We start from the raw sequence: 25,382 nt of genomic DNA, 5'->3' as shown, positions 1-25,382 counted from the left end.
GATCTCAGAATTGAATGGATGCGTTAAAACCATAAGTTTTGACAGCAGGAAGATTGAAGAAATCCAATCCTGTGCTATTGGCCTGGTCAAATAATAACTGATCGGGGTCCGTTCCCTTATAGGGCGACCATAACAGGATATTATTGACATATGCGCTCAGGGTAAGCTTCTGGACAATACGCCGGAACAACCAATGGTAGTTGAGCTTCACGGTATTCAGGCGGAGCCGGTCGGCCCGTTCTATATAATCTTCTGCCACACCGCTGACCCCGTACCTGACCCACCGGTTTTTGCTGATATCTTCTTTAGGATCATAAAAATCCACCGGGATATTATTTGGCCGGCCATCTGTTTGCACGCCCTGAAAAACATAGCCTGTAATGTTCCTGCTGTTGGCCGACTGCTGTGATCTGCCATAGTAGTCCAATACTGCCTGTGTACCGTTCCACCGGTCGCCGCCGTGTTTCCATTCCAGGTCGGCCTGCAGAGAGAAACGTTTCCATTGCATGCTGTTATGCAGCTTCATCACAAAATCAGGAATGGGATTCCCGATAATGGCAGGATCCTTTGCGACCAATGGAAACCCATCAGGCCCAATCACCTGGTTGCCTGCAGCGTCGCGTTGCCAGGCGCTACCCACAATTACTCCCAGTGGCCGCCCTTCTATCAACGCAGTGTGCACGTCGCTGAAACCGGCTATGGGCGTGTAATTGTAGGGATTGTTCACGCTGGTTACTTTATTCCGGTATGCAAAAAAGGAAAGTGCATGGGAAGTGGCTACTGTCTTCTTCCTTAAATTATCTTCGAAGAATTTCAGTTCCAGGTCAATTCCTTCGTTATAGTGACTGGCCATGTTCCTTAATACCAGTTGTCCATCCGCTTCCACGGGGAACAGGTCCTGTTTGGTATTCCTCCTGAAAACCGAGGCAGTAAAGCTTAACAGGGAGTTCCTGTAAAGCTGCAGGCTACTTGTCCATTCCTCCTGCAACACCGGCAGCAGGTGATCATACCCCGCTACTTCCTGTACCTGTATGTAACTCCCTGCATCCCGAACGGAGAAACGCAGCAGGTTCACGTAGGAAAGCGGCCTGTTGACGGGAAGCTCTGTGGCATTACGCGAATAAGCCGACCTGGCGCGTATGCTCCAGGAACCGTTGGGCAGCTTATAATCCACCGCCAGGCTGGATATCCGGCAACAGGTAATAACTTTTACCGGCCGTATTGGAAACATAGATCTTATTACCCAGGCCCAGGTTGATCTCCGGCCAGCTCCAATGCCTGTAGGAGCTAAGCGACTGAAGATTAAGCTCCTGTGTGGTGCGCTGGTACCGGTAGCCTTCATCATATACCGGTTGGTAGCGAATATCTGAGCGGGTATCGGTTAGCACATAGTTCGCGGTGGCCCGGGTTCGCACGTCAGGCAGGTAATAGTCAAAATCCCTGGTGGCTTCTCCGTTCAATTGATATAGCCTGTCATCTTTTTCTCTTTGCAGTGGCAGCCCCTCAGGGAAGGCCGCAGTGCCAGGCTTAACATCTTCATTGCTGTTCTCTGATTTACGGCTGTATGACTGGAGTATCTTATATTTCATCTTCCTCCAGGCATTCCGTTCCAGGAGCAGGCTGCCCTGGTGGGCATAGGTGCGGTAATAGTGCCCGTTGTTGCGGAGGAGGAAGTCGGGATTATCGGCGGCCTGCGCATAACTTCTTTGCCCGTTGTTCAGCGTGTAGCCCTGGCCGTTATCAAAGCTCGCGGGGGTAAGTAACGATTGCTGGTATACCCTGTTCAGGAAGCCAGCCCTGTTGGTGTTGGAAAACTGATCTTCCTGGTAATTGTATTTACCACTGATATGCAGCCATTTAATCCGGGAGCCGGCGGTTGCCTCCAGGCTTTTGGTGTTATTGCTGTTATAACGGATTATATTTTTCTCCGTTGCATGCCCCAGCCGGATACCAAACTCGTGGAGCGGCGCATCATTTACCAGTAAGGTTGTTTTCAGGTTAAAGCCCTGGGAAAACATAGCGCCTGTTCTGAAGATATTGTTCGTATAGCCGGCAGGGTGATGCCCGTTACCCGTACCTGATGGTACCAGTTTACCGTTTACATCATACGGATAGGCTTGCCCGTTATACTCCAGCTGGCTCATTAAGGGGCCGTAGCTGAACATTTCATTTGTTTCGGGTCCCTGCCAGGCCAGCGCTCCCTGTATGGATCGGCCCTGTGCATAAGCTGTTTGCAGGGCGGGCAGGCGGTTCACCGTTTTAAAAGCAATACCGGCGGTATATTCGCCGGCAAGCAGCAGTTTCTTTGGATAAGCAGCATGCATCGCCAGCTCATTGTTTTTCACGCTTATCTTGCGCAACGGGGTGTTCAGCGGGTATAGCCGCTTCACGGTAAGCTCCTGGTACCGCTTTTCGGGAAGGAAAGCATTTGCTGTGGTATCCCCGTGGATAAGGCGGCTGTATTCCGGTGATAACACCGGGTTTACCTGCTGTGCAAAAATCAGGGAAGGGAACAGTAACAGAAGGAGTAAATATTTCAAGGCATACATTTTTACATTTATCAATATAAGGTATATTCTTAAAGTAAAAGGAGGGCTGTTAGCCGGTCAGTAACTTTTCCATAACGATACATTTATACTTCTATCTAATTAATTATCATTCTTTTAAAACCTATTCCCCTATAAAAAAGGGATGATTCCACCCGCATGATGCGGGCGGAAGAATAATTCCATAAGCATCGTAAAAAAAATTTCCTGCTCCTTTTAAATTAAAAAAGCGGATAGCCTATCCCGTTAAAAAGAACATACCTGTCGTTTATTAAAAAATAAACAACTCTTCCAGTCTTATTGCCACATGGAAAAAGATACTTAACTTAAGAACGTATTTTTTCATCATTAAAACCTCAGTATTACTATGAAACTTAAACACCTGACCACAGTGATCCTCTCCGTGGGACTATTGTTCATGATTTCCTGCAAATCGAAACCTAAAGACGCAGACATACAGGCTGCCGTTACCACTGCCCTGCAGTCCTCTCCCGGCGTAACTGCAGATGTTAAGGATGGCGTAGTTACCCTGTCCGGATCTGTTGCCAGCCAGGCCGATAAAGATGCCGCAGAAGCTGCTGTAAAGTTGAACCAGGGTGTTAAGAGTGTTGTTAACAATGTTACGGTAACCCCTCCTCCGCCTCCACCGGCTGCACCGGAAGTTACTGCCGATGATTCCCTGAAAACAGCGGTAGCCGGTATCGTAAAAGATTTCCCTGGCATCCAGGCGGATGTTAAAGACGGGGTGATCACTATTACCGGCGAACAGAAAGCAGACCGCTGGAAAAAGCTGAAAATGGCGCTGGATGCTCTGAAGCCTAAAAAAGTGGATGCTTCAGGTTTAAAAGTAAAATAATCTTTCTCTTTAAATACAATAATCATGGCAGCATTACAGGATAAATACAAAGAGTTGATTGATGCAGCACAGGCTGCAGGTACCAGCAACCTGAAAGTCAGCGAACTGGATGGCGTATTGCATATAGAAGGCGAGGCACCTACCGGCGCTGTGAAAGACCAGCTGTGGAACATCTATGGAAAGATCGATCCCAACTTCCTGACCGGCGATGTGGTAATGAATATTAATGTAGCAACTGCTGTTGCGGGCGCTAAACTGAAAGTGATCACAGAATCATCCAACCTGAATATCCGCAAAGGCCCCGGCACCGACCAGCCTATTGTTGGTAAGGCAGCGCACAATGAAATTGTTTCGCTGATCAGTAAACAAAGCGACCAGTGGTGGCTGATCCGCACAGATAACGGCGAGGAAGGCTATGCCTATGCGCAGTATCTGCAACCCGTGGAATAACGCAATGAATATAAAAAGAAGAAGCGTCCTGCATGAATGCGGGACGCTTCTTCTTTTTATATTCATTGCGTCTTTTATAATTCCATTGATAATATAGGGAATGGTTTTCCCATCGTATCTGTTGCCGACCTGGATATTACTTTAAAACCAGCGTGCAGGTAAAAGCCGACGGCCTGTGTATTTTGCTCATTTACATCAACTGCATTAATACCTTTTTCACGGATGGCATATTCCAGCAAGAATTTGCCGATGCCTTTTCCCCTGGCGCCAGGATGAATGAACAACATCTCCACTTTGTTGGCGGCAGTGCCTATAAATCCCTGGATATTGCCGGCGCCATCTTTTGTACAGGCCAGTTCCACGGCATACAGGTATTCATTCAATATCAGCGGCCGGAAAAAATCGATATCTTCCTGTGTTAAAAAATCATGCGTGGCTTTTACCGATGCTTCCCATACTGATACTAATTCCCGGTAATCGGCTGGTGTAACCTTTTCTAACTTATGCTCCATGCTATCAATTTGCTGACAAAGTAAAATAAAAAAAGAATGCTGTTGTCCACAGCATTCTTTTTCATATCGCTTACTTTTTTCCCGGCATCCTGATAAGCACTACAGAGCGGGGAGCTACGTCGTAATTTATCACTTTGCCAGCTTCCATCTGGCTGTCAGTTGTAACAACTGCCGGCGCATTTTTGTCCGTGGTATTTTCCGTGAATACGGTAATTGCTGCATTTGCACGCGGCGCTGCCAGGCTGCCAACACTGGCTTTGGCCTTCACTTTACTTTCACCGGCATTCACCAGTTTGATAATGATGTCGCCGGTTTTACTGTCTTTCACACAAGACGCGCCTGTATTAACGTCATTATCCAGTGAAACGATGCCTTCATAATAACGGTCGCCTGCATTGTTTGAAAACAAATGCTGTATGTAATAGTTAGGTGTGCGGGTGATGGTGGTACCTGTAAAGTAGATCAGGTTAGGATTCCATGAAGTATGCCCGGTACGCGCCAGCAGCGGGGCATATGAGGATAACCGCACTACATCGCCATTGCGTTCCAGTCCTGTCATATACACCGCTTCCGCCAACGCATTGAACCAGGTGTTGCCGCGGGACGCATATTCGCCCAGGTATACTTTTGATTTACTGCGGTTGTAAGAATCGTAGCGGCGCTTATGCTCCAGGAACCATTCAGGCTTTTCGTAGTAATGTTCATCCACTATCTGCAATGCGTTTTCGTTGGCGAACTTCCAGCCGGCTTCAAAATCTTCTCCTGCAGGGGCCGGGCCTACTGTGCCAATAAGCGTGATTTCCGGGTGCTTTTGCCTCACTGCCGTTTCAATCAGCTTAAAACGTTCCCTGAAAACGGGGGTTTGCTTGTCTTCATTGCCAATGGCCAGGTATTCCAGGTGGAAAGGCTCCGGATGACCGGCAGCGGCGCGTTTGGCGCCCCAGGTAGAAGTGGCCGGTCCGTTGGCATATTCAATAAGATCCAGTATTTCATTGATATAGTCCTGCATTTCCTCCATCGGCAATCCTTTCTGACCGGTGCCGCCTATGCGCCAGGTACCGCCTGAGTTCTGGCAGCTTACCGCTGCAGGTACTACGGGTAAGGGCTTTGCACCTATGTCTTCACAAAACTGGAAGTATTCGAAATAACCGAGCCCCATCGACTGGTGATAGTTCCATATATTCCGCTGTTCCTTCCTTTCCTCTATGGGGCCGATGGTGTTTTTCCAGCGATACATATTTTCGAGGCCATCGCCATGCACCAGGCAGCCACCGGGGAAGCGCATGAAGCGGGGTTTCAGATCTGCGATGGTTTGTCCGAGATCTGCTCTCAGCCCGTTGGCATGGCCATGAAATGTTTTAACCGGGAATAAAGATACCATGTCGATTCCCAGCCTGCCCCGGGCTTTGGCAGTGATCACCAGTACCGCGCTGTCGTCTGTAGCAGCTGCCGTGATAACTCCACTCCCTTTTTCCCACTCCCTGGCATCTGCAGAGAGGCTTACCTTACCGTACACTTCGCCTTTGCGGCTGCGCAGCTGTACGGATAAGGGAATAGGCGTTGCAGACAATAACCGGGTGAATACGGAAAAATTATACTGCTCTCCCTTTTTAATGGCGATGCCATCGAAGCCGTTGTTCTGCAGCCCTATACCTTCCTGCCCTGGCTCCTCAATGGTAAGCAGGGCGTAGTGCGGGTTGTTGGGATGAATAGGCGATTGACTTTCCACGCTGATGGCGCCATAGCCAAATCCTTTAGTCACGTATTCCCATGCAGTGAAAGGATTCCATCCATACCTGTCGGCCGGCGTATACTCAAACGAGCGGTTCTGGATTAATTCTGCATACAGGCCGCCGTCTGCCGCATAGCTGATATCTTCAAAAAAAATTCCAAACAGGTCGGGGGAAATCGGTTTCCCACCCTGCTTTGTTTGTGCAAAAACCTGTTGTGCGCCCAGGCTGGCAACAAGGAATAGATAAACCAGTTTCTTTGAAAGCGTTTTCATAACGTGTATTAAATTTAAAAAATGCCTGCCCTGGCGGGGTTAGCTACTCCCCGGGGCATCTTCCGGGAGGAAAAATAATAAAACTATTTTATTAATCGTCAATTTGACAATTAATTTTTATAATTCCGTGAGATGCCTGCGTTTTGTGATATAGGGAATAGTTTTTGGGAGATGAAGAATAATTCTTCCGGGAGATATAACCTGGTACCTGTGTCTGTTGTATCAATAGTGTATCATAAAGACAGCTATGGGCCGGACAGGTATAATATAGAATCATCGGTATAAAGTATTTTTACCTGTAAAAAAATTATGGTTATTTGTCCCCGTTATGAATAGCCGGTCGTTATAATAACGAAACTATAAAATTATAAGTTATGAGAGAGTTCATGTTAATTTTCAGGAACAGTACCAATTCGCACGATAATCCATCTCCTGAACAATTGCAGGAAAGGATGAACTGGCTGGCTGGTATTGCCGCGCAGAACAAACTGGCAGATAAAGGAAACCGGTTATCGGCCAGTCTTGCTAAAACAGTGAAGCCCAACAACGTAGTAACAGACGGGCCCTATACGGAAATCAAAGAATTTATCAGCGGCTATATGATCGTTAAAGCCGATAGTATTGAAGAAGCCATTGAATTTGCCCAGGCTAACCCGGTGCTCAAAGCAGGCGGTAATGTAGAAGTAAGGGCTATACTAAAACCCGAAGAAAAAAGCTGATGGCCGGTACGCCTCCATACCAGGAGCTTTTGCCTCACTTGTTCAGGTTGGAGTATTCCAAAATGACGGCAGTACTATGCCGTCATTTTGGCCTGAAGCATATTGAAACAGCAGAAGATATTGCCAGTGACACCTTCCTGAAAGCCACGGAGGTATGGAGTGTGCGGGGCATTCCCGAAAATCCCACTGCATGGCTGTATACCGTTGCAAAAAATAAAACAAAGGATTATCTCAAACATGTTTCCATCTTTGAAACACAGGTAAAACAAGCGCTGGGCGATGGTGAAACCCGGCAGGAGCCCGACTTTGATTTCACGCCTCAAACCATCGCCGACAGCCAGCTGGCCATGATCTTTGCCGTGTGCAATCCTGCCAACGCCGCAGAATCGCAGATCTGCCTGGCGCTGCAGATCCTTTGCGGGTTCAGCGTAGAGGAAATCGCAGATGCCTTTCTCTCTAAAAATGAAACTATTAAAAAGAGATTGCTCAGGGCCAGGGCCAACCTGCGCGCCGATAATTTCCAGGTGGAACAACTACAGGAAGCTGCCATTAAAGAACGGCTGGACACTGTGCTGAGAACCCTGTACCTTCTTTTTAATGAAGGATACTTTTCCAAATCAGGCAATCACCTGATCAGGAGGGAATTGTGCTCGGAAGCCATCCGGCTTACGCTGGTGCTTACCGAAAACCCGCTCACCAACACCACGGAGGCCAATGCCCTGCTGGCACTGATGTGCTTTCAAAGCTCCAGGCTGGACGCAAGGGCCAACAACCAAGGAGAAACCATTCTTTATGAACAGCAGGATAAAAACCTGTGGAGTAAAGAGCTGATCCAACAGGGCAACTATTACCTCGTAAATGCCTGTACAGGAAATGAAGCATCCAAATATCACCTGGAAGCAGGTATCGCCTACTGGCATACTACTCCTGATGCCGGCAATAAATGGAATCATATCCTGCAATTGTATAACCAGCTGATATTAATTGAATACTCCCCCATGACTGCGTTGAACCGTACCTTTGCATTTGCCAGAGTATATGGCCATGCAGCCGGCATAAAAGAAGCGGAGAAACTGGGACTGCACCACAACAGTCATTACCACTCCCTGCTGGGTTATCTGTATGCATCCACTGATACAGAAAAAGCAGCGGCGCATTACCGCGAAGCCATCCATCTCACCAAATCGGCAGCAGAAAAGAAAACACTGATGCGGGAAATAGAACGGCTGGGCCGCTGATTTATTTTTTATACCTTTATACCATGCAGGCAGATATACAAACGCTTTATCAATCTCCTATTTGCACGGTACATAATTTTTTGTGCCGGTGCCAGGAGTGCACAGTGTCTGCCAAAGAATACCAGGAAACATTTTCTATGGCCTACATCCGCAAAGGGAACTTCCGTTTCAGGGTTTTCCGGGATGAACTGGATGCTTACAGCGGCCTGTTCCTGCTCTGCAAACCCGGCTATGAGCACCGGGTTGCGCATGTGCACAATATACCGGATCAGTGTACCATCTTTTCTTTCCCGGCAGAAAGCGCGGACCGTTTAATGGAGCATACAGCTTCATTTTCCTGGTTCTTTAACAACCCTGATATTCAATCCATCCTGGTAAAGGCAACTCCTGAAATGGAATTCCTGCATCAGCATATTTTCAGCCTGCTGCAAAAAACCCATTACCCGCGTTTATGGGCAGAACAACTGATGAACGATCTTTTCATGATGGTGTTATCTGCCGGTGATCCCCTTCATCCCCTGCCTCCCCTGAATGATAAACAGAAAAGGAATTACCTGCCGGCGATTGAGCAGGTGAAAATATTTATCAATGAAAATTATGCAGACGATGTTACCCTTCCGCAACTTGCTGCACTGGGAAATATGAGCCCCTTTCATTTCAACCGTCTTTTTAAACAGATCACTGCTGCCACGCCTTACAACTACCTCTTACAGGTAAGGCTTAAACAGGCCACCCTGCAGCTTCGTAATACCAGTCTGCCGGTAACGGATATTGCCTTTTCCACCGGGTTTAACAGTCTTGAGCACTTCTCCGCCGCCTATAAAAAACAGTTCGGGAAATCCCCTTCCTCCATGCGTTCTTAAAAAGAGCAATTTTTCTTAAACACCTGGCAAATTCACCGGTTAATTTTGCGGTAACAAACTTCAGATTATGAAAACGCAATTATTAACTACCCTCGAAAATGCAAGGAATTATACGCTGGCCGTAGCTGAATCCATGCCCGAAAAAAATTACGATTTTAAACCGGTACCCGCCGTATGGACCTTTGCCGGGCTGTTGCACCATATAGGCTACGGCATAGGATGGTGGGAGGAAAATTACATCAGGCAACAATCATCCGATTGGAACCCTCCCACCGCCACCACTGGCAAAGCAGCTACCATTGCGTATCTGGACGGAGCATTTGCAGCATTGAAAAAAAGCATGGAAAGCCTTCCCCTTTCTGAACAGGCAATCGCAGGCTTTTATGCCACTATTGACCATGTTACGCATCACCGCGGGCAAGCCACCATTTACCTTCGCATGAAAGATATCGTACCACCTGAATATATTTACTGATCTTCTTAATAAATTTATATGCCGGTATATTATATCAACAGTTACGATATTATTAACGAAGAAGAATATGCAAAGTACGGTCCTCCTGTTTTACGGTTGCTGCATAAATACAGCGCGGAAGTACTGGCTTCCGACCTCCGGGCTAAAGCTATAGAAGGAACTGCCAGACGGATGAATGCTGTCATTAAATTTCCTTCAGAAGCTGCAGCGCTGCAATGCTACAAAGACCCCGAATACCAGCCACTGAAGGAGCTCAGATGGCGCTGTACGGATAATTGCAACATGATACTGGTGCATGCGCTGGAATAAGCTTACTGCTAAATTGCCAACCGGCCAATAAGCAGCAAAACCAATCAGCCGGTTTTGCTGCTTATTGCCGTTTTTCGCCGGCCCGGTGGGGCACAGTGCATGCATCAGTAGGTAAACCTGTTTCAGGAGGCGCCCCGTGGGGATAAGTGCATGCACTAAGCATTGGAAGTGCATCATTAGTGCCTGATGACCGTATGAAGAGTGTATGAGGACTGTATCAGGACTATATGGTAAGTACTACACATAGACGACTCCTAAGCATCCGCAAAGTATGCGACAAGTATCTGCGACACTACCGTTGTTTCGCAAACCTCCTCGATCCCGCCACGCAGAGAATTACCCCAACAGTGATCCCTACCATGCCAATACTTACCTGCTCATGTAATAAACCGGCAGCAAGGGCCAATCCAAAAAATGGTTGCAGCAGCTGCAATTGCCCCACGGCTGCAATACCTCCCTGCGCAAGTCCGCGGTACCAGAACACAAAGCCAATCAGCATACTGAACAGAGATACATAACCCAATCCTACCCAGGCCGGCAGGCTTATTCCCCTTATCGACGACGGGAACAGCACAAATACCAGCGGCACCATAACAGGTAACGAAAGCACCAGCGCCCAGGAGATCACCTGCCATCCGCCCAGGTCCTTTGAAAGCTTTGCGCCTTCCGCATATCCAAGCCCGCACAGGATAATAGCCAGCAACATCAGTATGTCGCCCGCCGGTGAGGCCGACAATCCCTGGAACACGGCAAAACCTATCACCAGGAAACTTCCCATCAGCGAAAAAAACCAGAACGCCGCCCGCGGGCGCTCTCCTCCCCGTATTACGCCGAATATAGCCGTAGTAAGCGGTAACATGCCTACAAACACTATTAAATGCGCCGATGTTACATACTGCAGGGCAAGAGCGGTTAACAAAGGAAAACCCACCACCACCCCTATGGCCACAATAGTCAATGGAAGCAGCTGTTTTCTTACCGGTAACTTTTCTTTATAAACCAGTAACAGGGCAAGACCAAGCAAGCCTGCGATGGAGGCCCGGGCCACCGTTAAAAACACCGGGTCGAAATCGAGTACCGCTACTCTTGTCGCCGGAAGGGAACCACTGAAAATCAATACGCCGATAAACCCGTTTATCCAGCCGCCTGTTGTGTTGGATGCGGTAGTGTTAATACTTGCCTCTGTCATAATATCTGAATTGCCACAAAATTAGAAACAGATATCCAATAAACACAGTCCCAGTTTTGTTTATTTTGATGGACACAGTTATATTTGGAAATGGCCAAAGACTTTCTATACACTACTATTACCAACGGCATTGCCAGGCAGATCAGGAACGGCGTTTTGAAAGCGGGCGACCGCCTGCCCTCTGTAAGAATGTTATGCCTGCAACATAACATTGGCATGAACACTGCCAAAAGAGTTTTCATGGAACTGGAAGCCCTGTCGCTCATCAGCTCAAAACCGCAATCCGGATATTTTGTAAATCTGCAGCCCCAGTTGAAGCTCCCGCTCACCGCAGTAAGCAAGCCATCTGCAACAGGCAGGAACAAGGAACCGGATGAGCTGATAAGGAAAGTATATGCCGGCCTGGGAAAAGATGACCTCACTCCTTTTGCCATTGGCTCGCCTTCCGGGAAATTGCTTCCCCTGGCAAAACTAAACAGGGAAATAGCCCTGGCCACCCGTACGCTTAAAGCCGGCGGCATCGGCTATGAGCCATTACAGGGCAATGTTGCGCTGCGAAGGATGATTGCCGCCCGCTCACTTGCCTGGGGTGGCAACCTGGACGAAAACGACCTGCTCACAACAGCAGGCGGAATGAATGCACTGTCTTTTTGCATGATGGCTTTATCAAAACCAGGCGATACTATCGCTATGGAAAGCCCCTGTTATCCCGGCAGCCTGCAATTGGCCCTGAGCCTGGGTCTTAAAGTGCTTGAACTGCCCACGCATCCAACCAAAGGCATTGAAATAGATGCGCTGAAAAAAGCCATTCCAAAGATCCAGCTCTGCCTCCTGGCCCCTAACTTCAATACGCCCCTGGGAAGCCACATGCCCGACGAAAATAAGGAAGCAGTGGTAAAACTATTAGCCAGGCATGATATCCCCCTTATCGAGGATGATATTTACGGCGATCTCCATTTTGATGCACAACGCCCGAAATGCTGTAAAACATTCGATAAAAAAGGTATGGTGCTGTGGTGCAGCTCTGCCTCAAAAACACTTGCACCAGGATACCGGGTTGGCTGGCTGGCACCGGGAAGATACAAGGAACAGATCCTGAAACTGAAACTGGTACATACACTATCATGTACAGCCATAACACAGGAAGCAGTGGCCGGTTTCCTGAAAAGCGGCAGGTATGAAAATCATCTCCGCCAACTCCGGAAAACCCTCCAGGATAACTACCAGCATTATATACGCACCATTGCAGAACATTTCCCCGCCGGTACAAAAACAAGCCGGCCGCAGGGCGGACTGTCGCTATGGGTGGAGCTTAATAAAAACACCAGCACTACAAAGCTCTTCGAAAAAGCCATCAAACAAAAAATAAGTATTGCACCCGGAAGAATGTTTACGTTACAGGATCAGTTCGAAAATTGTATGAGGCTTTCTCTTGGCCTTCCCTGGACCGATAACCTGGAAAAGCAACTACAACTGCTGGGCAAACTGGCAGCCACCATGCGATAATTGCTGACCAATCATACACCAGGCAGCTGCAAAAAACTCATGGAAAGCTTTAGAAATAAAACAGCGTAGCGCTTATAAAAAAGCTATTGGTATGGGATTAATTAAGGCAGATGAGGATAAATAATAACCCCGAAGGGTATACGAACTCCTGAACGTATCCCATACGCTTTATAGCAGGGAGTCTTATATCCGGTATAATTTTCATTTTTATCAATATTTTTTTATCCGCTTCATTCTTTTCCCGCAATGAATACCTACCTTCTACCTGGATTTAGAGAATCGAAAGATAGTAAACAACCAAAATTTCACGTATAGCCATCAGCGGTATGTATGGGGCTGGTCAATCGCTGAGTGACGGTGAACTGGTAGAACAATGACGCTGCACTACTGGAAGCCAGCCTGGAAAAATAGTATAATTATGAAGCAACTCTTTCTCATTTGTTGTGCCTTACTGATGATACAACAGGCAAATGCGCAAACCCTTTATCATGTTTCCCCTTCGGGAAATGATACCCATGCAGGCAATGAATCCCGGCCAATAAAAACCTTGTCTGTTGCGGTTTCCCGGGCAGCAAAACAAAAAGGGCAGTCAGTGGTGATCCTGCTTCACGGAGGCACTTACTATCTCGAAAAGGAAATTACGCTGAATGCTGAAAACATGGCCTGCAAAAGCCTGCAGATAAGTGCATTTAACGGGGAGAAAGTTTTCATCAGTGCAGGGCAGCCACTTTCGCTTAAATGGAAACCCTATAAGAATGGCATCTTTTCAGCCACTGTGCCTGCCGGTATTTCTTTTGAAAGATTGTATGTAAACGGGCAGCTGCAGGTGCTGGCCCGTTATCCCAATTATGATACGTCTGCCAAAGTGTTTCATGGCACCGCTGCCAATGCGGTAGAGCGTGCCGCCAAATGGGAACATCCGGAAAATGGATATGTGCATGCCATTCATGCATCCGAGTGGGGCGGCTTTCATTACCGCATCACCGGCATGAAAGATGGGCAACCCGTACTCGAAGGCGGATGGCAGAACAACCGGCCCAATAAAATGCATGCAACGCTCAGGTTCGTGGAAAACAACCTGCAGGAGCTGGATACCATCGGCGAATGGTACCTCGACAGCAAAGCCCGGCTGTTGTACTATTATCCCCCGGCCGGCCTGTCGCCCGCAGATGCCCGGATAGAAGTATCACGCCTGAAGAACAGCATAATACTAAAAGGCACTCCTACTCAGCCTGTACGTAATGTTAGCTTAAAAGGGCTGCGGTTTGTGCATAATGAGCGATCCTTTATGGATACAAAGGAACAGCTGCTGCGCAGCGACTGGACCATTTACCGGGGCGGGGCCGTGTTGTTTGATGGTACCGAAAACTGCAGCATCAGCAATTGTGAGTTTGCCGGTCTTGGAGGCAATGCCATAATGCTCAGTAACTATAACTATCATGATACGATCAGAGAGTGCTACATCCATGATATAGGCGCCAGCGCTGTTTGTTTTATTGGCGACCTGAAAGCGGTACGCTCCCCCAATTTCCGCTACGAAGAGTTCACGCTGTATGATCAGCTGGATAAAACGTCCGGTCCCCGCAGCAATAACTACCCGCGGGAATGCTTGGTCACCAATAGTCTTATTCATCACGTAGGCGAAATTGAAAAGCAGGCAACAGGCGTGGAAATTACCGTTTCTTCGGGCATTACCGTGAGTCATAACAGCATTTACCACACGCCCCGGGCCGGCCTCAATATCGGTGATGGCTGCTTTGGCGGCCACGTACTGGAATACAACGATGTGTTTAATACCGTGCTGGAAACAGGGGATCATGGCGCCTTTAATTCGTGGGGGCGCGACCGTTACTGGGCGCCCGACAGGGGATATATGGACAGTATTACTGCTGCACACCCTGAACTGGTAAAGCTGGATGCCATCCGGCCGGTGATCATCCGCAACAACCGCTTCCGCTGCGATCATGGATGGGATATAGACCTGGATGACGGCTCTTCCAACTACAGGATCTATAAACAATGTTTGCCTCAATGGCGGTTTGAAGCTCCGGGAAGGCTTTAACCGCGTGGTGAAAAATAATATTATGATCAACAACTCTTTTCATCCGCACGTATGGTTTGCCAACAGCCAGGATGTGTTTGAAAATAATATAGTGATGCGCAAATACTTCCCCATACAGGTGAAAGACTGGGGCCAGCAGGTAGATAATAACCTGTTCCCAGATGAAGCGGCGCTGGAGCTGGCCCGCAGCAACGGAACAGATGCGCATAGCATTGCAGGCGACCCGCAGTTCCTGCACCCGGAGAAGGGCGATTATACTGTATCTCCCAACTCTCCCGCGCTTAACATCGGCTTTAAAAATTTTGCCATGGATAGCTTTGGCGTACAGGAGCCCGGTTTAAAAGCACTGGCCCTGCAACCGGTGATCCCTGCGCTGGTAATGGATAAATCACAACAAACACTAAAGCCGGCAGGACTGCCTTTCCTGGGTGGCATGATAAAGCCGGTGGAAAGCATGGAAGAACGTTCCGCCTACGGCCTGCAGGATGAATCCGGCGCTATAATAGTATCTGTTCCGGAGAACAGTTTACTGGCCGCTTCCGGGATCCGGCCAAAAGACGTTATCTGCACGGCTAACGGTATAAAAGTAACTTCCGCTAAACATCTGCTGGAAATTCTGGAAGCAGCAAAAGGTAAAGAGAAAATCCCGGTGGAGATCATGCGGAACCAACAAAAGCAGGTGCTGCAGGTAAGGGTAAAATAACAAAGTACTATCCCCGGCTGAGGGGAAGGGCAGGATAGCGCCTGCCCTTCCCCTCAAATAATCAAGCAGATCTCCGGCCAGGCAACTTATATCTTTTGTACGTATATTGGAAGCAGTTAGAACATAGCTCCCCTCCTTCGGAGGCTGTTAAGTAAACCGTACCAACATGAAAAGATATTCCTCTCTCCTGTTCCTCCTGGCAATTTTAATTTCCAACCATTGCTTCTCCCAACATCTTTCCGGGAAAGCGCTGCTGGCTGATTTAATGTACTACAGGGATACACTGCCGGTAAAACATAAGAATCTTTTCAATAAAATAAGTAAAGCTGATTTTGAAAATAAAGTAGCTCTTGTGGCTTCCAAAATCGATAGCCTGAATGAAGAAACCTTTATGGTGGAGCTTTTCAGGTTAAATGTCTCTATCGGTGATGAGCATACCAGGATCGAACCTGTATTCAGGCTGGTTTTACCAATAAAATTTGAGCGGTTTGAAGATGGTATTTTCGTTACCGGCATTGATCCCGGCAGCTCAACAGCGCTTCTTTCACAACTCATTGCCATTAACGGGCATCCTATAGATGAAATTAACCGGAAATTTAAAGAAGTTATTAAATCTGATAACAGGTCTTACTTTGATATTTACCAGCAACAATTCCTCAACAACCCATCTTTTCTTAAGGGACTGGGTATCCTTGAAACTGATAAATATGCGGTATTCACGCTTCAGGATCCCCTGCATAAAACATACCAGCTAACGCTTAATGCAATAAACAAGGATAGCCTGAAACTGGCCACTGCAAGCCAGTACAACAACATACTTCCCTACAGGCACAGTGATAAAGATTATTGGTATACATATGACGAAGCGAGAAAAATAATTTACTTCAACTTTGTTCACTGCGCAGAGGATGAAAATAATCCATTCCCGCAGTTTAACACGGAGCTGTTTTCAACAATAGAAAAACTGCATCCCAATAAAATCATCCTTGATCTCCGGTTTAACAGTGGGGGCAATTCGGGTGTGCTGTCGCCATTTATCGATAGCATCAAACACAGCTATCTGAATAAGAAAGGCCATTTTTATGTACTGATAGGAAAACAAACTTTTTCCTCCGCTTTAATGAATGCCGTTGAATTTAAAAGACATACCAATGCCATCCTGGTAGGCCAAATGACCAGCGGTAATATCAATCATTATGGAGAAGTGCGGGGCTTCCGGCTTCCCAACACCAAGATCGTAATTGGTTATTCTACCATGTACTGGGAAAACTGGAAAGGTAAAAAAGGGGCATTAATGCCCGATAAGGAAATAACGTATAGCGCCGCCAGTTTTGTTAATTATAAAGATGAAGCCCTGGAATATATTTACCGGCGATAGAATTTATTCTGCTGATCAATTATTACGGATACGCGCTGGCACCTCTCCGGTTATCCATCAATCAAAAAATCAGCACAAATAATACCGATTGGTATATTTTTGCTTTACTTTTGCGTATACAAGAGATAAAAACAATTTTATGGACAATCAGTATGACATCATAGTGATAGGATCAGGTCCCGGTGGATATGTATCAGCCATCAGGGCAGCTCAGTTAGGTTACAAGGTAGCCATCGTGGAAAAATACAACACCCTTGGCGGTACCTGCACCAATGTTGGCTGCATTCCCGCCAAAGCTTTACTGGATAGCTCGGAACACTATCACCAGGCAAAAGAACAGTTTAAAACGCACGGCATCAGCCTGGGCGGCATTACCCTTGATTTCAGCCAGTTCATCAGCCGTAAAGCCGATGTGGTAAAGCAAAATACGGCGGGCCTGGTATACCTGATGAAGAAGAACAAAATTGATGTGCACCATGGCACAGGCAGTTTCATAGATGCTACCCATTTGCAGGTAACTGCAGCAGATAAAAGCACCGTGCTCACAGGCAGGTACTTTATCATAGCCACCGGCTCCAAACCTTCTTCCATACCCGGCGTTACTATCGATAAGAAAAGGATCATCACGTCTACAGAAGGCTTATCGCTGCCTTCACAGCCGGGCTCCATGATCATCATCGGCGGCGGCGTAATTGGGGTGGAAATGGCATCTGTGTATGCCCGTATTGGCACCGAGGTAACCATCATAGAATATACAGATTCCCTCATCCCTACTATGGACAGGGAACTAGGCAAGGCCTTGTATAAAACCCTTGGCAAACTGAAAATTAAGATCTTGTTAGGCAGCAAGGTACAGTCGGCCATTAACAATGGTTCATCAGCATCCGTAAGTTTCCTGGATGCGGAAGGCAGGCCTCAGGAAATCACAGCCGACTACTGTCTTGTTGCCGTAGGCAGAAAAGCCTACACCGAAGGTCTAAATTTACAGGCTGTTGGTATCACACCGGAAAAAAACGGTAAAATAAAGGTGAACGCTCAGTTACAAACAGTTGTGCCCAATATTTATGCGATAGGCGATGTAATTGATGGCCCTATGCTGGCGCATAAGGCAGAAGATGAAGGTACTTTTGTGGCAGAAGTTATTCATGGCGGGAAACCCCATATAAAGTATGAACTTATTCCTGCAGTAGTTTACACCTGGCCTGAAGTGGCGGCAGCAGGGGCTACAGAGGAGCAGCTAAGGGCGCAGGGCGTTACTTATACCGTGGGCAAATTTCCTTACATGGCCAGCGCAAGAGCCAGGGCATCCATGGACACAGATGGCTTCGTAAAAGTATTGGTATCCCCTCAATATGGCGAAGTGCTGGGCGTGCATATTATTGGTCCCCGTGCCGCCGATGTGATTGCGCAGGCGGTAGTGGCTATGGAGTATGAGATCACTGCAGACGACTTATCGAGGCTGAGTTATGCGCATCCTACTTATTCTGAGGTGTTGAAGGATGCGTATTTGATTGCAACGGGGAAGGGTGCGATAAATATTTAACGGGAATTACAGCCCGCCGGCGCCGGCGGGCTGTAATCCGACACTTAATTATCCAATACAAACGTCCCCGCTTCCGCCAGGCCGGGCTGCGGCTGACTATCCAGCCCCGACTTTGGTACCAGCTTAAAATACCTGAATTGCTTCCTTGCAGGAAGGGTGAAATACTGCTTATTGGGATAGAGATTAAGCAGCACAGTGGTTCCAAGATCTTCCCAGTTGAGATTATCATTACCGGCAAGGACCTGCAACTCTTTTATTTTCCGGTCGCCGTCTTTCTGGATGAATACAAAACCATCTACACAAAGCGTATCTCCCATGTCAACCGCAATCCAGTGATCAGGGTAGTTGGTGGCAGGAGCGGAATAGCGCGCTATCCAGGGCGTAGCCGGGTCGTCGTCTATAAGCCGTATCGCTAACCGGCTGTTGTTAAGCTCTTCTGAGCTGAACCCGGCAATTGACCAGTTCTCTTTTTTATACATCTTCCTGACAGGCTCGCCGGAGGGCTTGGGCACAGGAGATCCGATTTTAACCGGCATGCCGAAATCAGGCGCACCGCTTGCATTCCAGGTGAACTTCTGTATGCGCGCGTTTCTGCCTCCTCCGCCGGCAGCGCTGCGGGCATGATAGATGAGCCAGTCTTCCGTACCATCGGGCGATTTGAAGAAGCCATTATGTCCCGGGCCAAAGGCCCCGCTATCTGCGCTCATCGAAAAAACAGGATTGGGTGTTTTCACCCAGTCGGCAGGATTCAGGGGATCACCGTTGGCATTAAGACTCAATAATCCCAGGCAATAGGTGTCCACCCAATAGCCGCTGCCGGAGTATACTACGAGCAGTTGCCCGTTCGGGTTAATGATCGCCTGGGGGCCTTCGTTAATGGCGTTCCCGTTCATCTCCCAGGAATAGGTGGGACTGGAGATTGCCACTTTCGGACCACTGATCGTCCAGGGATTGCTCATTGGGGCAATGTAGATACGCTGCGGTGCGGCGCCTGCATTACCGCCCGACCACAACATGTACAGCTGCCCGTTATATTTGAAAACGGTACCGTCTATGGCCCACTGATCCGTGGAATCAGCCACTTTGCCTTTCAATACCCATGTGCCCTGTGTGGGATCGGCGGAGCTGTTCTCCACCACATACATACGGTGATTGGCATTAGTACCGTTATCGGCAGCAAAGTAGATGTACCATTTATTATCGATTTCATGCAGCTCCGGCGCCCAGAGATTCTTTGAATATGGCATTCCCTGCGGAGGGATCCATGCATCATGCGAGGTTGCCAATGCCAGTTCAGTCATAGCTTTTGTTTTATAAAGCACCAGTTTACTCCCCTGTGTATACGTGAAGTAATATTCTCCGTTCTTTTGGGCCACCCAGGGATCAGCGCCACGTGGTATCAGCGGATTCGTGAAGGTGTTTTCAACGGTAAAGTCTGCATCATTCAGCCCGTTAATTAAATTGGCTGTACCGCCATCAATAGCAGCCAGTTTATCAGGGCTTATTTTTTTACAGGCAAAACAAAGGGCAAGGCATACCCAGGCAAACAAATAGACAGGATTTTCTCTCATGGATTAAGCGGATTAACTGTTAACGTGGGAAAAGGGTTGTATCATTCCTAATATAGTAAATTATTATCAGAGCGCATAGGCATCTCCCCAAAAAAAGAAATGCGGGAAAATAATTTCCCGCATTTTGTTCACAGTTTTAAAATAGGATACTTAATACACGATTTTCCCTTTGTTTATCAGGGATCTTACCGGCGATATTCTTGCCACTGCTTCTGCAGAGCAGCTGGCATCTATCAATACCAGGTTTGCTGCATCCCCGGCTTTGGGCCATTGCTGCGCTCCCTTATCATCAAGCGGGAGTATATTTCCCGTGGCCAGCTTCAGGCTTCTCGACAGCAGGAATTCCGTAGAATAACCGTATAACTGGGCCATTGTATGGGCTTTTTCCAATACGCTTCCGGATCCAAATGTGCTCCAGTGATCAATGATACTGTCGTTGCCGGTCATCACATTTACATTATACTTATAAAGCACAGGAATAGGCATAATCAGTCCTCCGAAAGGAATGGTGGAAACAATACCTATACCTGCTGCCGCCAGTTGCTCCGCCACCTGCTCCTGCTTCACTTTATCGATCCTGCCCAGCACAAAACAGTGGCTTAAAAATGTTTTGTGTTGAAGGGCGGGATTCTCGTTTACTTTCTTAATCAGGTATTCTACTGTTTTCAGCCCTGATTCTCCTGATTCATGCAGGTGGATATCAATTCCCTTTTTATTGTCCAGCGCCAGTTGCACCGTGAAATCTATTGTTTTCTCAATAGCGCCATCAATGGTATACGGGTCCAGTCCGCCAATAAAATCGATGTCCATTTTTGCCGCCTCCTTTAACCAGGGAACTGAATCAGTATAGAATACGCCATGCTGTGGAAATGCCACCAGTTCCGCTCCAAAGGAATCCTTTTTATTGTCCAGCGCTTTTAAAAGATGGTTGAGCGACTGTAGTTTTGAGGTAGGCTCAATATTAACATGGCTCCTGGCGAAGTTACTGCCTTTGGATTGCAGTAATTCTACCAGCTTCTCGGCCCGGTAGGTAGAGGTTTTCAGCATCTCCGGCAATATCTGTTGTTCCAGCGCAATCATGCCCTTAACGCCCCCCTGCCCTTTCCTGGTTGCCTGCCATGGGCCGCCATAGAAAGTTTTATCAAGATGGATATGCATATCCCTGAAGGCAGGAAGCATCAGCCAGCCGTTTGCATCAATAGCATCGGCCGCCTCCGGTTTATTGGCGGAAATGCTTTTTATTTTTCCGTCTTTGATCTCTATGCAGAACAATTCTGTTTTTGTGTGTACTACCTCTCCTTCCTCGTAAACAAATCCCGTTTCAAGCCGCACATTCTTTAACAGGTAGCTTTCTCCGCTGCTGCCTGCTGCAGTACCGGCAAACGCCCCTGCAGAGCCCAACAGGCCGGATGCAAAGGCCATTCCTGTAAATCCCAATCCGGACATTTTTATAAATTCTTTACGGGATATTTCCGTTTTCTTCATCATCCCCATCTTTTTTACAAAAATAATCTTCCTGGCAACCTGATCTGTGAAAGATTCATGATATACCTTGAAAGATTTATCAATAATCTGCCGCGAATTATAAATCTTTCAAGTATCTGTATAGATAACACAAAGTTCCGGAGATATTTACCCTTTACTTTGCTGTAAATGAAACCAATGGATAAAACAGCAAACACCAGCCGCTACACATATAAGAATGTGTTGCTGGAAACGGGTTTTGAGTACGATGGCGAGGAAGTAGTGAAAACGAATACCGCGCTTTTCTGTGTTGAAACAGAAGACGGTAAAATTAAGGCTGTCACCCCTAACGATGCAGGCCGGGATGCCATTGATGCAAAAGGCTGGTTGATGCTCCCTGCCTTCAAGGATATGCATGCCCATTTGGACAAGATGCTATATGGACTTCCATGGCAGGCCGTTTCGGCAAAAAGGAAAACCGTAAAGGACCAGATTGCCTATGAGCAGAAGATGATTCCTGAATGGCTGAAAACCTCCGTGGAACGGGCCGGCAAATTGATTGAGTTCCTGCAGTCGAACGGTACCCACTATATCCGCTCCCATTTCAATATCGATCCCACCTCCGGCTTTGATTCATTAAAGCACCTGGAAACCGCGCTGAAAAATAAAGAGAAGACAGCCGGCGCTGAGTTGGTAGCCTTTCCACAGCATGGTGTGTTTTACACCAACACGGCCCCTTTACTGAAAGAAGTGGCAAAAATGAACATCGATTTCATTGGCGGTGTAGATCCTTATTCCATTGACGGAGGCATAGAAAAAACGATGGACCTGGTCACACAACTGGCTATCGACAACAATAAGGGAATTGATATCCACCTGCATGAAAGAGGGGAAACCGGCATAAAAACTATTGAATACCTGGTTAACAGGGCAAATGAAAATCCCGTGCTTCGAGGCAAGACTTTTGTGAGCCATGCCTTTGCACTCGGGCATCTCCCGGCCCTGGAAATAGAGCGCATGGCCGCACGACTGGCTGAAGCCGGTGTGGGTATTGTTTCTTCTGTGCCTTTCGGCAACACCATCATGCCTATTCCACTGCTGAGAAAGCATGGCGTGGAAGTACTGGTGGGCAACGATAATATCCAGGATCACTGGAGCACCTTTGGCCCTGGCCATATGCTCCGGAAAGCAAAACTCGTTGCAGGCCTGTATGGCTATAATTCTGAATGGGCGCTTTCAAGAACATTAGGCTTTGCTACCAGGTATATACTTCCCCTGAATGATAAAGGAAAACAACAATGGCCTAAAGCTGGCGATGATGCAAACCTTGTATTCCTGGAAGCATCCTGCTCCGCCGAAGCAGTAGCAAGGGTTTCACCGGTTAAGTCGCTGGTGCATAAAGGGAATATTGTATTCTGATAAATCCTGTTATTAGGATGTATTGCCTCTGCGCCTTTCAGAGGCAGTCCATTTTTATTGTCATAAATTTCCATACTTTAGAAGTTGAGCTCCCTACTTAACTTTGCTGATATGAAGACTAATGACAACGCAGGCCATGTTCCGGTATTAGGCATCCATGAATTCAGGAAAGGCCAGCTGGCCGGCAGGGAAGAATTCCTCTTCAATGAACTGCATGGCGAACGGCATATCGATAAGCCGCATAAGCACGATTTTTTTATCATCAACCTGTTTGAATCGGCAAAAGGGGTTCATAATATCGACTTCCACGACTATCCCATAGGGAATAAACAAATTCATGTGCTGTTCCCCGGCCAGGTGCACACCTGGAGCATCAAACCCGGTACAACAGGTTACCAGCTGATGATACAGCAGCAATTTTTTGAGCGCTTCGCATCCTTTTTCCGTTTCTCGTTCTCGAATTATATGAATCACCCGGTGATCCCGCTGACCAATGATAATTTCAAATTGCTGAAGTATGAATTTGACGCCATCAGGGATGAGCTCAATTCACCTAATTCAGTACAGGAGATCATCAGTGCAAGAGCAGCGGTTATTGCTGCTATTGTGAGCAAAGAAGCGGAGCATATTTTTACAGACCTGAAAGTATTCCAGTCTAACCCCAGGCTTGCAAAATTCAATATGCTGATTGATAAATTTTACAAGGACGAAAAACTGGTTGGCTTCTATGCTTCGAAGCTGCACATCTCGGCAAACTATCTGAATATTCTTTGTAAAAACCATCTTCATGTATCGGCCACCAGGTTGATACAACAACGCGTGCTGCTGGAAGCAAAGCGGCTGCTTCAGTCAACGGATCTCTCCATAAAAGAAATTGCATTTGAGCTTGGCTTTGTGGATCATGCATACTTTTCGAACTTCTTTAAAGCACAGGCTGGTATTACTCCAACGCAATTCAGGGAGAAGTAATGCTTACCTCAGGATTTATCGTTATTGATCCAACGCTGCGCATCACTGTTAAATATAACTCCATCTTCTTTTAAAGTTTCCTGCAATCGTTTTACATCTATTTCCTGCACCGGTTTCTTATTTCTGGCAGCTATAGCCGCAGCAACACCTGCGGCCTGACCAAGCTGCATCCAGGTAACTTCAACCCTGACAGAACAAAATCCAACATGAGAAGCCGAAGCGCAAACGGGTACCAGTAAATTGGTACATTCATTTTGTTTGGGCGTGATAATACGATACGAAAGCTCATACGGCTGCTCAACTTTAACCCATATACGGCCCTCATTAATGTATTGTGTATGGGATATAGCTACCTTCTGTACATGATGACAATCCACAAAATGCGATCCCAAAGCAATGGCATCAGGTTTCCGGGGCTCATCAAAAATGTCTTTCTGGGTTTGTACATAGCTGCCGATCATACGCCTGGCCTCCCGTACATATAAGTAATAAGGAAAATTACCATTGTCCTTAAATTCATCCGGCGCCAAACCATAGCGGTCAGCTTCATCACGCAACGGTTCCGGTACTGAGGGGTCATGTTGCAGAAAATAAAGTAAACCCAATGTCCAATCCTTGTGATCCTGGTATATCCGCTCTCTTTCCTTGTAGTCTGCATCCGGATAACCGGTATTGCCGCCAAAAAGCCCCAATGATATCACTGCATTTTGTTTGTTATTGGTTTCATACTTTCCGGGTGGATAGTTCCAGGAATATATATCAATGATATCCGTCAGCTTCATGTTGGGGTGAGCGGTCAGCAGGCGTTTAAGCGTAATATATCGGTTGGGGTCATAATGCAGCGGCGCGGGGAAAGGAATCCTGTCGGCGTTGGTAGACATCATTAACCGGAAATTGTAATTGATTATTCTTTTACTGGCTTCGCCATTGGTTAAATTTTTTGCTTCCACAAACCCGGGCAGCAAATGCCCGTTGTCGTCATACGGCGAAACGTCTATAGGCTTATCTAAAAGGCGGATCCCGGCAAGCGGCTCATTGTATTGGGATTTACTTTCGCGCCCGTAAGTATAGGATACTCCCGCTCTTGCCATTAAATCACCTTCATAGGTTGCATCTATAAATACATCGCCACTGATCGTTTTTCCGTTTGATAATACAATACTTTTAATAGCGTTCTCTTTTTTATTTACCTTGTCTGCATAAGCCTGATAGATAATGGATACATGCTGCTCAGCAAGCATATCCAGAAATATCTTTTCGGCAACATGCGATTCAAAATAAAAAGCTGGCTTATTGCTCCCGTAAAATTTTCCCATGCGGGTATACAACTCCAATGGAATTCCCGAAATGGTTTCCTCGATCATGTGCTCCGTTTCGGCAGTGCCAATCCCACTGGTGTTCATACCGCCTACATGTCGGGTTTGCTCGATCAGAATCACTTTAGCGCCCTCCCTTGCGGCAGCCACTGCAGCCGATATGCCTCCCGGCGTTGCTCCATACACGACCACGGTGGGTTTACCCGAAGCATTTACCCCCAATGCGTAAAGCATCAGAATGGCCATGACTATATATACTCTCTTCATTTTTAAATTTTACGACTGATTG

General features: G+C 47.2%; 22 protein-coding genes. 14 read left to right on the top strand and 8 right to left on the bottom strand.

Annotated elements, in window-relative coordinates; genetic code table 11:
• Window positions 1–4: 4 nt before the first annotated feature.
• Window positions 5–1,231 carry a hypothetical protein gene (locus tag ABIE50_RS17490; protein WP_354028060.1) on the bottom strand — a complete coding sequence of 409 codons (1,227 nt, stop codon included), beginning with the start codon at window positions 1,229–1,231 and terminating at the stop codon, window positions 5–7.
• The gene (locus ABIE50_RS17485) at window positions 1,164–2,540 is read right to left on the bottom strand and encodes a hypothetical protein (RefSeq protein ID WP_354028059.1); all 1,377 of its coding nucleotides are present in this window, start codon (window positions 2,538–2,540) and stop codon (window positions 1,164–1,166) included. The genes ABIE50_RS17490 and ABIE50_RS17485 overlap by 68 nt, the downstream gene beginning before the upstream one ends.
• A gap of 373 nt (window positions 2,541–2,913) precedes the next feature.
• Here ABIE50_RS17485 and ABIE50_RS17480 point away from each other — a divergent pair, with 373 nt between their 5' ends.
• Complete coding sequence (locus tag ABIE50_RS17480; RefSeq protein ID WP_209857588.1) at window positions 2,914–3,402, top strand: BON domain-containing protein; 489 nt, start codon at window positions 2,914–2,916, stop codon at window positions 3,400–3,402.
• Window positions 3,403–3,426: 24 nt separating this feature from the next.
• Complete coding sequence (locus ABIE50_RS17475; protein ID WP_142686834.1) at window positions 3,427–3,852, top strand: SH3 domain-containing protein; 426 nt, start codon at window positions 3,427–3,429, stop codon at window positions 3,850–3,852.
• 74 nt (window positions 3,853–3,926) lie between these two features.
• Here ABIE50_RS17475 and ABIE50_RS17470 read toward each other — a convergent pair whose 3' ends face one another.
• Window positions 3,927–4,364 carry a GNAT family N-acetyltransferase gene (locus ABIE50_RS17470; protein ID WP_209857587.1) on the bottom strand — a complete coding sequence of 146 codons (438 nt, stop codon included), beginning with the start codon at window positions 4,362–4,364 and terminating at the stop codon, window positions 3,927–3,929.
• Between the two features lie 70 nt (window positions 4,365–4,434).
• Window positions 4,435–6,369, bottom strand: coding sequence for an alpha-L-arabinofuranosidase family protein (locus ABIE50_RS17465; protein ID WP_209857586.1), 1,935 nt, complete (start codon window positions 6,367–6,369; stop codon window positions 4,435–4,437).
• Between the two features lie 374 nt (window positions 6,370–6,743).
• Between ABIE50_RS17465 and ABIE50_RS17460 the strand changes: the two genes are divergently transcribed.
• The 5 genes from ABIE50_RS17460 to ABIE50_RS17440 all read left to right on the top strand — a co-directional run bounded on the left by ABIE50_RS17460 (window position 6,744) and on the right by ABIE50_RS17440 (window position 9,973).
• On the top strand, window positions 6,744–7,088 hold the full coding sequence (locus tag ABIE50_RS17460; protein WP_142686832.1) for a YciI family protein: 345 nt from the start codon (window positions 6,744–6,746) through the stop codon (window positions 7,086–7,088).
• Window positions 7,088–8,326: an RNA polymerase sigma factor gene (locus ABIE50_RS17455; RefSeq protein ID WP_209857585.1), complete on the top strand. Its 1,239-nt coding sequence runs from the start codon at window positions 7,088–7,090 to the stop codon at window positions 8,324–8,326. The genes ABIE50_RS17460 and ABIE50_RS17455 overlap by 1 nt, the downstream gene beginning before the upstream one ends.
• Window positions 8,327–8,463: 137 nt before the next feature.
• The gene (locus ABIE50_RS17450; RefSeq protein ID WP_209857584.1) at window positions 8,464–9,189 is read left to right on the top strand and encodes an AraC family transcriptional regulator; all 726 of its coding nucleotides are present in this window, start codon (window positions 8,464–8,466) and stop codon (window positions 9,187–9,189) included.
• A gap of 67 nt (window positions 9,190–9,256) precedes the next feature.
• The gene (locus ABIE50_RS17445; protein WP_209857583.1) at window positions 9,257–9,664 is read left to right on the top strand and encodes a DinB family protein; all 408 of its coding nucleotides are present in this window, start codon (window positions 9,257–9,259) and stop codon (window positions 9,662–9,664) included.
• 18 nt (window positions 9,665–9,682) lie between these two features.
• Window positions 9,683–9,973 carry a DUF1330 domain-containing protein gene (locus tag ABIE50_RS17440; RefSeq protein ID WP_209857582.1) on the top strand — a complete coding sequence of 97 codons (291 nt, stop codon included), beginning with the start codon at window positions 9,683–9,685 and terminating at the stop codon, window positions 9,971–9,973.
• Window positions 9,974–10,265: 292 nt separating this feature from the next.
• On the opposite strand, the gene ABIE50_RS17435 is transcribed toward ABIE50_RS17440, so the two are convergent.
• On the bottom strand, window positions 10,266–11,162 hold the full coding sequence (locus ABIE50_RS17435; RefSeq protein WP_209857581.1) for a DMT family transporter: 897 nt from the start codon (window positions 11,160–11,162) through the stop codon (window positions 10,266–10,268).
• 90 nt (window positions 11,163–11,252) lie between these two features.
• Here ABIE50_RS17435 and ABIE50_RS17430 point away from each other — a divergent pair, with 90 nt between their 5' ends.
• From ABIE50_RS17430 to lpdA, 5 genes are all read left to right on the top strand, one after another.
• Window positions 11,253–12,668 (top strand): aminotransferase-like domain-containing protein, encoded by a 1,416-nt coding sequence (locus ABIE50_RS17430; protein ID WP_209857580.1) that lies wholly within the window; start codon window positions 11,253–11,255, stop codon window positions 12,666–12,668.
• A 418-nt stretch (window positions 12,669–13,086) separates the two neighbouring features.
• On the top strand, window positions 13,087–14,730 hold the full coding sequence (locus ABIE50_RS17425; protein ID WP_354028058.1) for a right-handed parallel beta-helix repeat-containing protein: 1,644 nt from the start codon (window positions 13,087–13,089) through the stop codon (window positions 14,728–14,730).
• Between the two features lie 22 nt (window positions 14,731–14,752).
• Window positions 14,753–15,433, top strand: a complete 681-nt coding sequence (locus ABIE50_RS17420) for a PDZ domain-containing protein (protein ID WP_354028057.1) — start codon at window positions 14,753–14,755, stop codon at window positions 15,431–15,433.
• A gap of 166 nt (window positions 15,434–15,599) precedes the next feature.
• The gene (locus tag ABIE50_RS17415; RefSeq protein ID WP_209857579.1) at window positions 15,600–16,811 is read left to right on the top strand and encodes a S41 family peptidase; all 1,212 of its coding nucleotides are present in this window, start codon (window positions 15,600–15,602) and stop codon (window positions 16,809–16,811) included.
• A gap of 139 nt (window positions 16,812–16,950) precedes the next feature.
• Window positions 16,951–18,354, top strand: coding sequence for a dihydrolipoyl dehydrogenase (gene lpdA / locus ABIE50_RS17410; RefSeq protein ID WP_209857578.1), 1,404 nt, complete (start codon window positions 16,951–16,953; stop codon window positions 18,352–18,354).
• 44 nt (window positions 18,355–18,398) lie between these two features.
• Here lpdA and ABIE50_RS17405 read toward each other — a convergent pair whose 3' ends face one another.
• Together ABIE50_RS17405 and ABIE50_RS17400 are read right to left on the bottom strand one after the other, a co-directional pair.
• Window positions 18,399–19,925, bottom strand: a complete 1,527-nt coding sequence (locus ABIE50_RS17405) for a family 43 glycosylhydrolase (RefSeq protein WP_209857577.1) — start codon at window positions 19,923–19,925, stop codon at window positions 18,399–18,401.
• A 150-nt stretch (window positions 19,926–20,075) separates the two neighbouring features.
• Window positions 20,076–21,413 carry an amidohydrolase family protein gene (locus ABIE50_RS17400; protein WP_354028056.1) on the bottom strand — a complete coding sequence of 446 codons (1,338 nt, stop codon included), beginning with the start codon at window positions 21,411–21,413 and terminating at the stop codon, window positions 20,076–20,078.
• Between the two features lie 174 nt (window positions 21,414–21,587).
• Between ABIE50_RS17400 and ABIE50_RS17395 the strand changes: the two genes are divergently transcribed.
• Both ABIE50_RS17395 and ABIE50_RS17390 read left to right on the top strand, forming a co-directional pair.
• Window positions 21,588–22,808: an amidohydrolase gene (locus ABIE50_RS17395; protein ID WP_354028055.1), complete on the top strand. Its 1,221-nt coding sequence runs from the start codon at window positions 21,588–21,590 to the stop codon at window positions 22,806–22,808.
• 111 nt (window positions 22,809–22,919) lie between these two features.
• Window positions 22,920–23,777: an AraC family transcriptional regulator gene (locus ABIE50_RS17390; RefSeq protein WP_209857575.1), complete on the top strand. Its 858-nt coding sequence runs from the start codon at window positions 22,920–22,922 to the stop codon at window positions 23,775–23,777.
• Between the two features lie 8 nt (window positions 23,778–23,785).
• On the opposite strand, the gene ABIE50_RS17385 is transcribed toward ABIE50_RS17390, so the two are convergent.
• Window positions 23,786–25,360, bottom strand: a complete 1,575-nt coding sequence (locus ABIE50_RS17385) for an FAD-dependent oxidoreductase (protein WP_209857574.1) — start codon at window positions 25,358–25,360, stop codon at window positions 23,786–23,788.
• Window positions 25,361–25,382 lie beyond the last annotated feature (22 nt).

Origin of the sequence: Chitinophaga sp. OAE865 (assembly GCF_040546735.1) — a bacterium.
Lineage (GTDB): Bacteria > Bacteroidota > Bacteroidia > Chitinophagales > Chitinophagaceae > Chitinophaga > Chitinophaga polysaccharea_A.
The sequence above is the reverse complement of the archived record's forward strand: the minus strand, read 5'-3'. Positions and strand labels throughout refer to the sequence as shown.